The organism is Herpetosiphonaceae bacterium, assembly GCA_036374795.1.
Classification (GTDB): domain Bacteria; phylum Chloroflexota; class Chloroflexia; order Chloroflexales; family Kallotenuaceae; genus LB3-1.
On sequence record DASUTC010000183.1, the window covers coordinates 1 to 15,287 of the forward strand.

11 protein-coding genes and 1 tRNA gene are annotated in these 15,287 nt (G+C 63.2%); 3 read left to right on the forward strand and 9 right to left on the reverse strand.

Annotation, left to right across the window (positions count from 1 at the left end; all coding sequences use genetic code 11):
* Positions 1–108: 108 nt before the first annotated feature.
* From VFZ66_13380 to VFZ66_13410, 7 genes are all read right to left on the reverse strand, one after another.
* On the reverse strand, positions 109–1,194 hold the full coding sequence (locus tag VFZ66_13380; protein ID HEX6290180.1) for a zinc-binding dehydrogenase: 1,086 nt from the start codon (positions 1,192–1,194) through the stop codon (positions 109–111).
* A gap of 40 nt (positions 1,195–1,234) precedes the next feature.
* Entirely contained in the window at positions 1,235–2,536 is a 1,302-nt protein-coding gene (locus VFZ66_13385) for a glycosyltransferase family 4 protein (protein ID HEX6290181.1), read from the reverse strand.
* Positions 2,529–3,728 (reverse strand): glycosyltransferase family 4 protein, encoded by a 1,200-nt coding sequence (locus tag VFZ66_13390; protein ID HEX6290182.1) that lies wholly within the window; start codon positions 3,726–3,728, stop codon positions 2,529–2,531. Before VFZ66_13390 ends, VFZ66_13385 begins: the two co-directional genes overlap by 8 nt.
* Positions 3,725–3,967, reverse strand: a complete 243-nt coding sequence (locus tag VFZ66_13395; protein HEX6290183.1) for a cyclic-di-AMP receptor — start codon at positions 3,965–3,967, stop codon at positions 3,725–3,727. Before VFZ66_13395 ends, VFZ66_13390 begins: the two co-directional genes overlap by 4 nt.
* A 95-nt stretch (positions 3,968–4,062) precedes the next feature.
* Positions 4,063–5,826: a PAS domain-containing protein gene (locus VFZ66_13400; protein HEX6290184.1), complete on the reverse strand. Its 1,764-nt coding sequence runs from the start codon at positions 5,824–5,826 to the stop codon at positions 4,063–4,065.
* Positions 5,827–5,923: 97 nt separating this feature from the next.
* Positions 5,924–9,868: an amino acid adenylation domain-containing protein gene (locus VFZ66_13405; protein ID HEX6290185.1), complete on the reverse strand. Its 3,945-nt coding sequence runs from the start codon at positions 9,866–9,868 to the stop codon at positions 5,924–5,926.
* A gap of 155 nt (positions 9,869–10,023) precedes the next feature.
* Positions 10,024–10,926 (reverse strand): tryptophan 2,3-dioxygenase family protein, encoded by a 903-nt coding sequence (locus VFZ66_13410; GenBank protein ID HEX6290186.1) that lies wholly within the window; start codon positions 10,924–10,926, stop codon positions 10,024–10,026.
* Between the two features lie 616 nt (positions 10,927–11,542).
* Between VFZ66_13410 and VFZ66_13415 the strand changes: the two genes are divergently transcribed.
* From VFZ66_13415 to VFZ66_13425, 3 genes are all read left to right on the forward strand, one after another.
* The gene (locus VFZ66_13415; protein ID HEX6290187.1) at positions 11,543–11,992 is read left to right on the forward strand and encodes a GNAT family N-acetyltransferase; all 450 of its coding nucleotides are present in this window, start codon (positions 11,543–11,545) and stop codon (positions 11,990–11,992) included.
* Between the two features lie 72 nt (positions 11,993–12,064).
* Positions 12,065–12,140, forward strand: a tRNA-Lys gene (locus tag VFZ66_13420).
* A gap of 256 nt (positions 12,141–12,396) precedes the next feature.
* The gene (locus VFZ66_13425) at positions 12,397–13,698 is read left to right on the forward strand and encodes an MFS transporter (protein ID HEX6290188.1); all 1,302 of its coding nucleotides are present in this window, start codon (positions 12,397–12,399) and stop codon (positions 13,696–13,698) included.
* 108 nt (positions 13,699–13,806) lie between these two features.
* On the opposite strand, the gene VFZ66_13430 is transcribed toward VFZ66_13425, so the two are convergent.
* Positions 13,807–14,412, reverse strand: a complete 606-nt coding sequence (locus VFZ66_13430) for a methyltransferase domain-containing protein (GenBank protein ID HEX6290189.1) — start codon at positions 14,410–14,412, stop codon at positions 13,807–13,809.
* 80 nt (positions 14,413–14,492) lie between these two features.
* The coding region (locus tag VFZ66_13435) for a hypothetical protein (protein ID HEX6290190.1) at positions 14,493–15,287 on the reverse strand (795 nt) is incomplete at its 5' end.

Genomic DNA, 15,287 nt, shown 5'->3' on the forward strand with positions numbered 1-15,287 from the left:
GGACGCTCAGGTGACGGGCTGCAACACCGCCAGCGCCGATCATGGCGATCTTCATGAACTTGCCTCCTGAAGTAGTGCCGCGAACACGCGCCGGTCCTTTCCGCGCGCTTACGAGGCCGATCGCGCGTCGAGCAGCGTATCGGGCAGCTCCGTCCGAAAATCGAGCACGGCCTGGAGCACGCTGCTCGGCTGCGTATCCAGCAGGCTGAAGAGCAGCGGAGCCTCGGCGGCTGGCACCAGATGCGTGATCAGCGGCTTGACGGGCAGCTTCTCCGCGATCGCCAGCCGCATAAACGTCTGGACCAGCCGCAGCCGATCCCAGCGATGCTGTAGCTCAGGAGCGATGCCGGATATCTGCGAGCAGACCAGCGCGATGCGGTTGTGATGAAACTCCTCGCCCAGCCGAAGCCCAGCGGCCTCGCCCTGATAGAAGCCGAGCGCCACTACCTTCGACGAGTAGGCGCAGGCGCGAATCGCCTGATGCAGCGCGCGTGCGGAGCCGGACGCCTCGATGCATACGTCAGCGCCCCGGCCTGCCGTCAGCTCCTTGATCGCCCGATCCGCCTCGACCGCAGTGCCGTCGAGCACCTGCTCGATGCCAAGCCGACGCGCCAGATCGCAGCGCTGCGGCACCAGATCCACGCCGATCACCTCGGCTCCTGACAGCCGCGCGAGCTGTGCCACCAATTGCCCGACGACGCCGAGGCCGAACACGGCGACCGTCTCGCCCAGCCGGATCGCGCTGTCGAGGATCGCGTTGAGCGCGATCGGGCCGATGTGCGAGAAGATGCCCAGCAGCGGATCGGCGCCGGGTGGAAGCTGCCGCGCGCGAACGAACGCCCCATCCACGATCGCGCTCGTGCGGTGGCCCCAGGTGCCGTACACAATGCTGCCCGGCGCAAGATCCGACACCTGGCTGCCGATCTCGACGACCTCGCCGACTTCTTCGTAGCCCCAGTTGGCGATAGGATAGGCGGTCGCCTGCTGCGAATCGTCGTGGAACAGCCGCAGCGCGCTATCCCAGCGCTTATGGAGATAAGGATTGCTTCCTCGGTAGAGCGTGAGCTCGGTGCCTGCGCTGATGCCGGAGTAGAGCGTGCGGACTCGTGCCTCGTGGGGCTGCAAGGCGCGCATCGGCTCCTGCACGAACCCGATCGTGCGCGGCCCCTGGCAGGTGATGGCGATTTGCTGCATCTGATTGGCTCCGTATGCGGTAAGGCTGCGGGTGGTCCGCTCAGCGTGGCTCAAAAGATGTTGCCGACTGATGCCGCCCCTGTGCGGCGCGATAGACCGCCTCGACCTGCGCCGCGACCACCTCAGGCGCGAAGCGCTCCCGCGCGATCCGCAGCGCTCCCGCGCGCAACTGCTCGCGCCGCGCCGCATCGTCGAGCAGCCCGACAAGCTCACGACCCAGGCTTTCGGCATCCCGAACCAGCGCGCCGCTCACACCGTCGAGGATCGCGTCGGACGTGCCGCCGGTATCGATCGCTGCGATACACGCGCCGACCGCTAGACCTTCAAGCAGCACGCGGCTCAGCGGCTCGCCCCAGGCCGACGGAAAGAGCAGCACATCCGCCTGACGCATCAGCCGCAGCACCTCGTCGTGGTCGATCCAGCCGCCGAGGATCTGATAGCCGAGGCCGCGCGCTTCAAGTTCGCGCCGCAGCTCCGCCTCAAGCTCGCCGTTGCCAGCGATCAGCAGCCGGGGCAGCGCTCCCCGCAGCGCGCGGGCGGTACCCAGCGCCTCCGGCAGCAGGTGCGCGCCTTTGTTGCGCTGGAGCTTGCCGACGTACAGCACGAACGGCTGATCAGGCGTGTGCCGCGAAGGCGTCTGCACGATACGACTCGTCTCCTCAAGATCGACCAGATTCGGCACCACGTGCAGGCGTGCGTCGGGTACGATCGGCAGCAGCTTGCGGCGAATATAGCCGCTCACGGCGATCACCGCGTCGGCCTGCGCCAGCAGCGCGGCCCGCCGCCGTAGATGGCTGCGCATATACGGGATCGCCGCAGCCGCCAGCATGCCCTTGAGCGGACCCAGCCTGCCGATCAGATCGAGCCAGGCGGTCGCCCAGCTTTGCCGCTCGAACGGCAGCCGATCGCCGAGCAGCCCCGTGGCGAAGTAGTGCCACGGCCAGGCATCGCGGATCGTCGCCACGACCGGCACGTCAAGCGCGCGGGCGGCCAGCACCGCCGCCGGTGCGGTCTGCGCGTGCTGAGCGTGGATCACGATCGGGCGGCTGCGGTCGCGCCGCGCCTCCGCCACCAGCACATCGCGCAGAACCGGCCACAGACGCTCGAAGCGATAGTAGTTCTGCACAAAGGGCACGTTCGGCGCGCGGTAGCCCACGTCGATCACCGGGACGCCGCCATGCGCGCGCCGCCGCGTGCCGGGAGCGCCGCGCTGCGGCACGATCGCCGTAACCCGATGGCCGCGCGCCTGCAACGCCCGCGCCAGCGCATAGGCGCTCCATCCCGAACCACCCGCGACCGGCGGAAAGACATCGGTCGGCATCAGCACATGCAGCTCATCCACCGCGCCGCTCCTGCGTCATCGCCTGGAGAATGCAATCAAGCTCGGCGCAGTGCCGCTGCCACGAGTAGCGCTCCACCACCCGCGTACGGGCGCGCAGGCCCATTGCGGCCCGGTCGGGCGCGCGCAGCACCCGCCGGATCGCCTCGGCCAGATCGGCGACATCGCCCTCGCGGAAAAGCTCGCCCTCCTGGCCGAGCCGGATGATGCTGTCGAGCGGCGGGATATTCGCCGTGACGACCGGAATCTGCATCGCCATGTACTCGTAGATTTTGAGCGGCGACCAGAAAAAGCCTGCGGCGCGCAACGCCGGATGCGGCGCGGTGTTGAAGGGCGCGACGCCGACATCGGCCAGCGCCAGGTAGCGCGGCACGAGATCATGCGCGACGCTTCCGGCAAAGCTGAAACGATCGCGCCAGCGACCGGTAGCGGCCTCGGCTGTGGCGCGCTCCGGCCCGCTGCCGATCAGCAGCATCTGCACGTTCTCGCCCGCATCCAGCAGGCGCAGCCCTGCCGCGATGAAATCGCCGACGCCGTGCCAGGCCCGGAACGATCCCAGAAAGACGACCACCGCGCGATCCGGCGGGATGCCTAGCTCGGCCCGCAGCCTGGGCTGCTCTGCTGCAAGCTCCGCCCGCGGACGAAAGCGATCGACGTTTGCGCCCCAGGGCAGCTCAACGATCGTGTCGCGTGGAATCTGCGGCGGCACTGTGGTATGCAGCGGCGTGACGATCCGCGCGGCCATGCGGCACTGCGCCACGGCCCAGCGTTGCAGCGGACTCCCCAGCCGGTCATCGAGGCGACGTTTGAAGACAGCGGGCGGATCGACGATCAGCGCGTTGACCTCAAGCAGGCTGGGGATCTTCGCCCGGCGCGCCGCCAGCATTCCGGCTCCGGCTAGATTGTAGTAGCGCTCGATCAGCGCATCGGGGCGGATGCGCCGCACCAGCCGCGCGATCTGCGGGTAGGACAGCAGGCTCAGCGGCTTGGGCAGATCGATGTAGTGCAGGCAGAAGTTTTCCAGCGCGACGCTGTGGGGCCGAACGAAGGTTGCGACGCGGCGGGCCGGGTGATGCGCCACGACATGCACCTCGTGGCCGAGCGCCGCCAGGCCGTGCGCGACCTCGAATGTATGTGTCGAGCCGCCGTACGAGCCGGGCACGACGATCCCGCTGGCGACATAGACCAGCCTCACAGCCGCTCGTAGCGCTCCAGATCAAGCGCGATCAACAGCGATTCGGGAGCGGCATCGTGGACGATCTTGCGCGCCCGGTCGATCTCGTGATCTTCGAGGCCAACCAGCAGCGTGGTATTGCCCCGCCGTAGAAATCCGCCCGTGCTCGCCAGCCGTGTGACGCGAAAGCCCTGCCCAACCAGCGCGTCTACGCTGGCATCAGCTCTGGAATTATCGACAACAAAGACGGCTAGCTTCATCGCTCCTCCATGCGCTCATGCATCACGTCGGCCTGGCGGCGCACCCGGCTGCGGCGATTATACGGTGCGCCTCCCAGTGCGTCAAACGTTGCAGCTTATGCGCGGGGCCGCAGCGCGGTGGCGATGCCGCTCTGGAGCGTGCTGTACGTCACGATGTCGCCGGTGTCCATGCCCAGCCCGATCAACGTCTGAGCAACTTCGGGCCGGATGCCGGTGAGGATCATCTGCGCGCCCAGCAGCCGCAGCGCGCGCCCCGCGTCGATCAGCGTCGCCGCCACCTGCGAGTCGACCACGGTCACTCCGGTAATATCGACGATCACCCGCTCCGCCCTGCTGGTTTGCACGCCATGCAGCACGGCGTCGAGCATTTGCCGCGCGCGCTGCGTATCGATCGCGCCGATCAGCGGCATGACCATTACCTGATCGGTGATCGGGATCAGCGGCGTGGACAGCTCGCGCAGCGTGGATGCCTGGAGCTGGATGATCTCTTCCTGAAGCCGCTGCTGCTCGGCCTCGGCGCGCTTCCGCCCGGTAATATCCGAGGTGATACCACAGACCGCATACGGCTCGCCGAAGGCGTCGATCAGCGGAAACTTAAGCGACAGGTAGCTATGCAGCCCGTCCGGCTGCGGAGCATCCTCCTCGGCCTCCTCGGAGCGCCTTTCGGCGAGCACGCGCAGATCATTGGCGCGCCAGTCTTCGGCGATCTCCAGCGGAAACAGATCAAAGTCGGTCTTGCCCCTGATCGTGTTGCGATCGAAGCCAAACCACAGTTCGAACTGGCGGTTGGCGAGCAGATACCTGCCCTGTACGTCCTTGACATAGATCGATGACGGGCAGTTATCGAGAATATCCTGGAGCCGCTGCTCGCTGGCTCGAAGCTGCGCCTCGGCGATCGATCGCTCGATCACGCGGCCCAGCAGCGAGCCGATTTGAATCATCACCTGGATCACCGTCTCGTCCGGCTCGACAACCTGATCGGAGAGAAACTCAAGGATCGCTTTGATCTCGGTCCCGACCAGCACCGGAAAGGCAAAGGCAGTTTTGATGCCGATGTCATATGCCAGTTGCGAGCGCGGCACGGCGGGATCGACGACGACATGCGCGAGCCATTCGGGCTTGGCGGTCTGAAGCACCCGTCCGCACAGCCCAACGCCCGGAACCAGCGGCAGCTCATCGGTCAGCTTCCGTAGCGGCTCGTAGCGCTCAGGCTGATCGATATGCCAGACGCCGGTCGATGTTAATCCGCCGCTCGCGGTGAGTGTCCTCAAATAGACATGGCCGACCGGCCAGTCCAGATGCGTGCAGATCTGTTCAATGCAGCTCTGCATCACCGTGACAATATCCGTCGCCTCGCTGGTGATCAGCGCAATCGCTTGCAGCAGCTTCGCCAGCGCAGCGGCGCGCTGCCGCTGTGTGGCCTCCTGACGCGACTCGCTGATCTCCTCGCAGATACCGACGATGCCGACCACCTGGCCGGTCGCGTCGTGCAGAGGCAGCCGCCGCGTGCGGAGCCGCACGGTCGAGCCATCGGCGCGCGGCTGCGTCTCCTCGACGTGCAGCTCCGGCGCGACGATCTCCAGAATCCGCCGGTCGTGCCTGCGATACGTCTCCGCCTGATCGCGCCAGGGCAGATCTTCATCGCGCTTCCCGACGATCGCGGCGGGCGCGTCCACTCCGGCGGCGCGCGCAAAGCTGCGATTGCAGCCCAGGTAGACCGAGCGCCGGTCTTTCCAGAAGACGAGCTGCGGGATATGCTCCATCACCAGCCGCAGCAGCTCCTGGGCATCGGGCAGCGCTGCGCCGGGCTCGCGCTGGTCGGTTGCGTGGTGATCGAGATTGTGGATCGATGTGTCCATCCTGATAAAAGCCTTGCCCCTTGTTTCGAGTTCAAAGTTCAAAGTTCCGAGTTTCTGGCTCTTGGTTCTTGGTTCTTTCCTTCGTGCTTGGTTCTTCCTATACCGATTGGGCTTGAGACAACGCCGGGACGAAGCCCAGATCATGCGCATGAGCCTGATCGAGACAGTGCTGAAGCCGCTCGGCAAGCACCACGATGTGCGGCTCGCTAAACATGGTCAGATGGTTGCCCGGCACGCTGTACAGCGCCACCGGCTCAGCGGTAAGCTGGTCCCAGCCTAATGTATCGGCTGGCGGATGCGCTGAAAATGGTTCTTTAGCCTGAAAGAGTGTTATCTGGTAGGGATAGGTACCTTTTGGCTGATACGCATCCGCAGCGCGCAGATTGGCCTGGTAGATCCGGATCTGCTGCTGAATCTGCTCGATACTATAATCGGGCGCAAGATCGGCGGCAAGCTGCACGAGCTTGTGCAGATAGCGCAGGCGGGTATCGGGATCGAGCAGGCGTAGCTCGTCGTCCGTCAGCAGCGGCAGCCGCCGCGCGAAACGATGCTCCAGATCCTTGGCGAAGAAGCTGAAGGGCGTCGCCTCATCGGAATAGTCGGCCAGCACGTTGCCCGGCAGCGGTGCCCAGGTATCCATCAGCGCCAGCAGCGCCACCTGCTGGCCGCGCGCGTTGAGCTGTCGCGCCATCTCGAAAGCGACCAGCCCGCCGAACGACCAGCCGCCGAGCAGGTACGGCCCTTCGGGCTGAACGCTGCGCATGATCTCGATATAATTCGTCGCCAGCTCCTCGATGCTGGCCGGGATCGTCGCCGGATCGGCAATATCGGCGATATGGATGCCGTAGATCGGCTGCTCAGGATCGAGATGTCGCGCTAGATCGGCGTAGGAGAGCACCGAGCCGCCGACCGGATGGATGCAGAAGAGCGGGCGTTTCTCGCCGCCGCGCTGGATGCGGATCAGCGGCGATTGCAGCCGGGGCTGGCTTGGCCTGCGCAGCACGGCGGCAAGCTGCGCGATCGTCGCCTCGTGCGAGAGCGTCGAGAGCGGCAGCTCCTGGCCGAAGATTTCCTGAATGCTGCTGAGCAGACGAACCGCCAGCAGCGAGTGGCCGCCGAGATCGAAAAAGTTATCGTCCACGCCGATCGGGCGAAGCTGCAAGACCTCCTCCCAGATCTGCACCAGTTGCAGCTCAACGGCGTCGCGTGGCGCGACAAAGGCGTTGCTCAGGTCGGGCCGCGTCACGTCGGGCGCGGGCAGCGCGGCGCGATCGACCTTGCCGTTGATCGTCAGCGGCAGCGCGTCGAGCACCACAACCACCGACGGTACCATATGCGTCGGCAAGCGCTCCTGCATGTAGCGCCGGAGTTCGGGCACGAGTTGCTGGGTGATCTTGCGCGGCCTGGGCCGGTTGGCGTAGCTGCTCCAGGACTCTCCCACGCGGGCCGCCGCTAAGCGGCTGGCGAGCGGTGCGGCAACCACGAGCGCGCGGTCGGCGGGGCGCTCAAAGACGACCTCATAGGTCGAGCCGCCGGGCGTCCACATAATGCTGGCGGTATAGCCCAGCTCCACGCTCAGCGACCAGATCGCGTCGGGCTCCATGTCCGCCGCCACGGCCTGGATCGCCGCGCGTAGCTCGCCGACGGTTGCCGACTCTTCGGCGTAGGCCAGCAGATCGAGGGCACGCATGGTTTCGGTCAGACGGGCATTGGGCAGGCCCCGCACCAGCAGCCGATCGGGCTGCCTGGCCTGGAGCGTCTGCCGCAGCGTATCGAGCGTCAGCAGATGATGCTCCCAGTCCAGGCAGGGACACTCGACGATCTGCGGCTGCGGCTCCTCGACATGCAGCACGACATCGTAGCGGAACTGCGTAAACTCGTTATGGAAGCGTCCAGGCTTGATCTGCGTCGTGACCTGGCTGATGCGCGGCAGATGCGCTTGCAGGGCATAGAAAAAGCCGGGAGCGACGACCAGCTCTTCTTCCAGCGCCAGGTGCTTCTGGATGCGCTGCCGCAGATGCTTGATCGAGAGCGTGTCCGGCGCGCGGTGAAGCTGGACCGCCGTATGAAACGCCGACAGCAGCTCCAGGTTGCGCACGTCGCCGATGAAAATCCGCCCGCCGGGCCTGACCAGCTTCAGCACGCCTTCGATCACGTGCAGCAGATAGTCGATGCTGGGAAAGTACTGCACGACGGAGTTGATCACGACCACATCGAAGCGCTGCGCCGGGATCTCCGTCAGGTTATCCGCCGCGCGCTCAAGCAGCGTGATCGGCGGTAGCGGCTGGCTATGTCGCTCTAATTGCTGCTCAAGGTAGCGCAGCGCCTCACGCGAGAAATCGGTAGCCCAGTACTCGCGGCAGTGCGGCGCGATCCGAAAGAGGAGCATGCCCGTGCCGCAGCCGATCTCCAGCACGCGCTCCGGGCGCAGCTCCAGAATCCGCTCCGTGGTATGCTCGACCAGCTCGCGGATCGCAGCCTCGGGCAGCGGCAGCCCGTCGTAGCTGCTGTTCCAGCCTACAAAGTTGAGCGTCGGGTCGTGGTTGGCGGAGCGCTCACGATAGGTTTCATCGCTAAGATCCTGCCACTGCGCGATCTGCTCCTGCGTGCTTTCCTGATCGCTCTGGACCACATAGGCGACCAGCCGTTTGGTCGGGTGATCGCCTGCCGGGTGCCCGCCTGCGGGCGTCTCCTCTCGCACCAGCACAGCGCTCTCGCGCACGGCGGGATGCTGCGCCAGCACGGCCTCGATCTCGCCCAGCTCGATGCGGTAGCCGTGGATTTTAACCTGACGATCGACGCGGTCGACGAACTCAAGCGTGCCGTCAAGCCGATACAGCGCCAGATCACCCGTCTTGTAGAGCCGCGCTCCCGGCCTGGAGCCGAATGGATCGGGCAGGAATCGCGCTGCCGTGAGCGCAGGCTGGTTCAGATAGCCGCGCGCTACGCCCACGCCGCCGACATAGACCTCGCCGGGCACGCCCACCGGCACCGGCTGCATCGCCTGATCCAGCAGATAGACCTGCATGTTGGCGAAGGGTCGCCCGATCGACGGCCTGTGGTCCTGCCCATCGCACTCCCCGATCGTCGCCCCGACCGTCGTCTCGGTCGGGCCGTAGCCGTTGAAGAAGCGCCGCCCCGCCCCGCTCCAGCGCGCCACGATCTCGCTCGTGCATGCCTCGCCGGTCGAGACGATCGTTTGCAGCGCCGGTACCTCGTCGGGCGAGAGCGCCGCGAGCACGGCGGGCGGCAGCGTGGCGATCGTGATCTGCTGCTCGCGCAGCAGGCGGCTCAACGCGCCACCGGGCGCGCGCGCGTCGACGGGCGCGATATACAGCGTCGCGCCGGTCAGCAGCGCCATCGTCACATCCCAGAGCGAGGCGTCGAAGCCGAAGGAGGCAAACTGAAGAATGCGGCTATCGGGCGGCACGCCGAGCGCCAACGCTTGCACCGTGGCAAGATTACATAATCCGCGATGGGCAATCAGCACGCCTTTGGGCTGTCCGGTCGAGCCGGAGGTGTAGATCGTGTAGGCCAGGTTGTCGGGTGTGACGCTGCTGACGGGGTTGGCGGTGGACTCGTGGCCGAGGCTTTGCCAGGTGCCGTCGAGCAGCAGGACCTCCGCCGTGGAATTGAAGCGGTGGGTGCGGATGTGGGGCTGGGTAATCAGCACGCGGGCCTGGGTGTCGGCGAGCATAAAGGCCAGGCGCTCGGCGGGATAGGCCGGATCGAGGGGCACGTAGGCACCGCCGGCCTTGAACACGGCCAGGATCGCCACCATGATCTCCAGCGAGCGATCCAGGCAGAGCGCCACGAGGGTTTCAGGACCGACGCCACGCGACTGGAGCTGATGCGCCAGTTGGTTGGCGCGCTGGTTGAGCTGGCGGTAGGTCAGATGGTGATCGCCAAAGACGATGGCAATCGCGTTCGGGGTGTGTTCGGCCTGGGCCTCGAATAGTTCATGCACACAGGCATGAGCCGGATAAACTGCGTCAGTCGCGTTCCATGCTACAGGAACCTGCTGCTGCTCAACCTCGATCATAATGATCCGCTCCACGTGTCGCTAGTATGATGATGCCACCCAGGATGCTTGCAGATGATGGACACGCAGACGATGATCGGCGTGCTGGACGCACGCTGCGCACTCCATGCGGCGCTGCCTCATCGCACAGCCGATCGGCGATGTCGTCTGCTGCCCTACTCATGGGCTGATCCTGGTGCTGGCGTGAAGGATGATGGTAGACGGGGGCATGCGTGTTCTGCAGAGGAGCCAATGGCCTTGACGCGCTGCTCCCATAGGCGCGTGCGCGCCTGCCACAGCTCAGGAAAGAACCGTCGGCTGGCTATCGTGGCTTCAAGATGGCTGATGCCTGAAGAGTGCGCGGTGCCGGAGAGAATCGGGCCGATCGCGCGCTCGGCAATCCGCGCATGGGCGGCGCGCCACAGGGTCATCGCCTCGTCGAAGTCGAGCAGCTCTTCGATCAGCAAGAACAGATCGGCGTCGGGATTCGGCTGCGGCGCGACCACGTAGACATCCTCCGGCGCGAGCTTGCGGCGCTCGAATAGCTCCAGCAGCGCCGCCCGCAGCGAACGACTCTCCCACAGCGCTTGCATGCGCTCGGTCCACATCCGGGTGGCAGGCTGTCCCGGCTCCTGGCCCAAACGTTCCAGCGCACAGCGGTACTCAGGGTTGCGCACCCCGACGAGCAACTCGATTTCGCGAAACTGCTGGCTCTCAGCGCCGCTAGCCGGGGCAAGATATGGCCGAAAAGCAAAAAAATCCGAGGGAGCCATGCTATCCATGAGCTGGAGCGTTGTGGTGAGGATCGCGCTGATCCGGTTGATGCGGCGGATCAGCCAGATCGCCAGGCCAACGTTATCGCTATCGAGCGACTCTATGCAGCGCTGGAGCTCGAAGATAATCTGCTTGAACCAGATCTCAATGCTCTGGTGAGTCGTTACGAAGAGGTGCTCATCGGGGTGACGAAGCTGCTCGGCGGGTGGTTGGAGCTGGAGGAGCTCGCTCAGCCGCAGGTAATCACAGTAGTGAGGCTGGTGGTCGTGGGCAACATGATGTCCACAGGGTAGTGTATGGGCCATAGCGTTGGTTTCTCTTCGTAATAGTGCAGCGAAACGCTAAAGTCATGGTGATAGAAATAGCAAGGCGACACTCAAGCTTGCTTAAGTGTCGCTCTGGTGTATCAACTGGCGAATCGATACGCCCGCAGCGCTCTGGAGTACCTGTGTACAGTACAGCGCAAGCTATTCCTTAGGGTTGTGGTGCTCGACAGGATCTCAAGAATCGCCCCACTTTCCTGCAAAAATCATGCGGTTTAATTTTTGTTAAAAAGTAGGACTTTGCGTATTGTATTCCATCTCAACATACCTACCCATAGTCACTTAGTCCTAATACTCACTCGGAATATTGCCAAGAAACAATATTATCTGGCGCTACAACCGGCGATCTTGGCGATGGTCCCGCCGCGAAATGCCTGGGGAAACGCGCGCACCAGGGGATTGAGCGAGCCTCTCCCAGGACGATAGGTAGCCTGCCTTGGCCTGAGCGCTCAATGCGCGTGCCGTCGCGCTGCTTGCCGCTTCCGGTAAGGATACTGTAGCAAATACATGGTACAGTAGCCTGGGCGCGTTGCCGATCGCTGGATCGCCGCAGGTCATGTTAGCCTAAGGGTCAGGGTATTATACCAGGGAGGGTAGTATGATTGATCGGATCGAGGTTACTCGCGCACAGCCCGACCATATCGATCTGGTCGCGCCGCTGTTCGACGGCTACCGGCAATTCTACGGCCAGGTATCCGACATAGAGGCCGGGCGGCGGTTTTTGCAGGAGCGCATCAGCGCCGACGAGTCGGTGATCTTTGTGGCGTTTGGCGGCGCGGCGGCTGTGGGGTTTACCCAGCTCTATCCCACGTTCTCCTCGGTCGTGCTGCGGCGGCTCTGGATTTTGAACGATCTCTTCGTCGCGCCGGAGGCACGGCGGCGCGGTGTGGCGCGCGCTCTGCTGGAGCACGCCCGGCAATTCGCCGTCCAAACGGACGCTAAGGGCCTGGTGCTGGAGACGGCGGTTGATAATCCCGCGCAACGGCTGTACGAGGCGTTGGGCTGGCGGCGAGATAGTGGGTTCTATCATTACGCGCTGCCCGTTTGAGCCTGACGTTGGCGCGCTGCTGCTGCGGCTTTATTTGCGCGAAAGCAGAAGTGTAGGTATAATGCTGCGCGAGGACTGGTAGCTCAGTCGGTAGAGCAGCGGCCTTTTAAGCCGAGGGTCCTGGGTTCGAGTCCCAGCCGGTCCACCAAGCATGAGCTTTCTAGAGTTGTGGGGACGCAGAATTCGTTTCACACGTTTTCTGCCATCTCTGACGCATAACGGCACAAGCGAGAGGCCACATTGGGATTATCCCGGTGTGGTCCTTTTGTGTCTATAGACACGTGACTACTTCTGCGATACTGGACCGACCCACAGGTTTCGTAGTACAGGTACAACGGCGAGTCGGGAATGCACGCTCCCGATCCTCAGCGCCCTTGTTTCCACCACACCTCTAAGGAGGATCCATGAGCGCAGAAGCACCATCGGCTCCCAGCAGCGCGGAAGACGGCAAGCACGCTCGGCTCCCCTGGGGTCAGTTGATGATTCTAGGAACATTTATGTTTGCCGTGGGTGCGGTCGAGCCAACGTACAGCTCGTTTATGCCCCAATTTTGGTCCGACTTTCTGACGAGCAGCGCGCTGATTGGGGTCATCATGGGCATCGATAACTTCCTGGCGCTCACACTGCTGCCGTATTTTGGGGCGCTCAGTGATCGCACGCAGACACGCTGGGGGCGTCGCAGGCCGTTTGTGATCCTTGGGCTGGCCTTCGCAATCCTGGGACTGATCGGCATTCCAATCGGTCGGGCGCTGGGTGGGATTCCGATGTTTCTGGCCTCGGCGGTGCTCTTTCTTGGGATCAGCATGTATCGGGGGACGGGCCTGGCGCTGGTGTCGGATAGTGTGCCGCGACGCTTGCTGGGAAACGCCTATGGTGTTGTCACCTTTATCATGAGCATTGCGGTTCCGATCGGACTGATGGCGAGCCAGAAGCTCTATGCGCTCGACCCAAGCTATACCTTTCTTTTCGGTGCCGGCGCAAGTCTGGTAGGCATGCTCGCCTTCGCGCTCCTGTTCAAAGAGCCGCCCCTTCCAGCAGTGGACGCGGTCGAGCACACGCCACAGAGCATTATCTCGGCACTACGATTCATGATCAGGCTGCGCGATCGATCGACGATCCTGATCCTGCTGGTCACGTTTACCTTCTATGTTAGCTTCAACAGCTTCTTTACCTGGCTTCCGGTCCACACCGCGGCGCGCTTTCAGGTGAGCATGGATGAGGCGACAAGTCCGATCATGGTCATGGGCCTGACCACCCTATTCTTTATCCTTCCCATCAGCTTTCTGGGCACCCGCTTCAATCGACAAAAGATGATGGTGCTGGGATTGAGCGGGCTGGTTGTGGTAAGTCTTTGCCTGCACACGATTCCGACGACGGTCAGCGGGATGTACCCGTTCATGTTCTTATTTGGCCTCAGCATGGCGGTCGCCATGCTGAATGCCTATCCGCTGATCGTCGAGCGCGCGGCGGTGACGAATGTCGGGACGTTCACGGGCCTGTATTTTCTCTGCGATGGCCTGGGCGGGACAGTCGGGCCATTTCTGTCTGGAGCGATCTTTGATCTGCTGGGATCGCGCAATGCGCTCTTCCTGATACTCGCGCCATGCTTTGGCCTGGCACTGCTTCTGACGCTTCGGCTGGGCAGCCAGGCGCGCGAGCAGCCCGTGGAGATCATGCAGGCGCAGCCCGTGGAGCTGAACATCTAAGCGTTTCAGCGCCCGACAGCCTGAGGCACAGCGAGCGGTTTCCGGGTAGCGCAGACGAGCGTCCCAGGAGCCGCTCGCTGGCGAGCTGCCTGCTATGGTCCGGCAGCGCTAGGCGGCTGTGCGAGCGACGACACGGGAGAAGCTGAGGATACGCGACCAGCGCTCGACGTAAAAGCCTGCTTCCTCAAGCATCAGCGCCAGCTCTTTTTCGGTCGCCAGCCACGAGGGCCAGATCCGCTTGACCAGCGCAGAGGAGGACGCGGGCCTGATCGGATCGATCCAGACGAACCAGCCGCCCGGCCTGGTGACACGCTTGATCTCCGCCAGCGCCTCGCGGTAGCCCATCACATGATGCAAGACATACAGGCCGAGCACCAGATCAAAGGTGTGATCCCGAAAGGGCAACTGCTTGGCATCCGCCTGGGCCATCACGACTCGCTCCCCGACGCGCTGCTGATCGAAGTAGTGGCGAGTCATCGGCAAGATGTCCGCGTCGTAGTCGGTGGCGACCATCAGCGCCGGGCGAATGTGACGCGCGACGCCTAAGGTTCCCCAACCGGTCCCGGTTCCAATCTCCAGACACCGGCTGCCCTCAGGCAATGCCAGCCCTTCGATCAGGCCGGGTAGCTCCCAGCGCTCCCCGATCACCGCGCGCAGGCGATTGAAGATTAACTGCCGCTCAAGCCCTTCCAGACGCATGGTTTGTGGTCGCATTCCTGACTCCATTTCAATCCGAAGCTGCGTACGCACGCAGGCAGCCCACGCTTAAGCCCTTCGCCCGTGATGTGCCTGGATTACCGTACCAAAAGTCGGAAAAAGAGATCATTCAGTTTTTCGTGCAAACGTCGATCAGGCCGATGCCGCAGCACTGACGCGCGATACTCGTTATAAACGTGGACGATCATGTTCTCCGTATGTGGGTCAATGATCTCCAGGTCAAGAGCCTTGGCTTGATTGAGATCGTTCGGCTCGAATTTCTTGAGCCCGCCGCCGTATTCTCGACGATCATCGTTGCATATCTCTCGTGATACGTCCGTGATTAAGTACGCCATCAGGACATCTAGCCGATGCATTGCCAGCATATTGATGTAGAAACTATGGAAACAGGTTAAGTTCCGTACACCCGCCTCGTTGCGCACAAAGCGAAGACCATTCCGATTAAAGACAGTCACGAGGATCGGCGCTGGCGGTCGATTCTCGAGCGCAAACCACGGGGTCCTGTGGCTCGTCAAATAGCGGGTATTGACTTCTCGTTTTTCGCCCAGTGCAATATACTCCAGTACCGCAGGATATGCGGCTTCGGCTGCGTTCAAGAGAAAGACTCTTTTTCCCTTATGCCGGAGATCGTCAAAGTCGTCCTGGGTGAAAAACGATGCGTCTGCGTGAGTCGCCTTGGTGATACAGGGAAGTAAACATGTATCTGGAATGCCGAATTCTTTTTTCTTCTTCTCATCAAATGTAAAATAGTCGTTGTCGCCCGTAGCAATACCGCGAACGATCTTGCCGTAGGTGGACAGCGCAACTAAGTTGTTGTACTTACTGCCGTTCCGCCTCTGGTAATACGCACGCCACTTAACCTTCGGATCAAG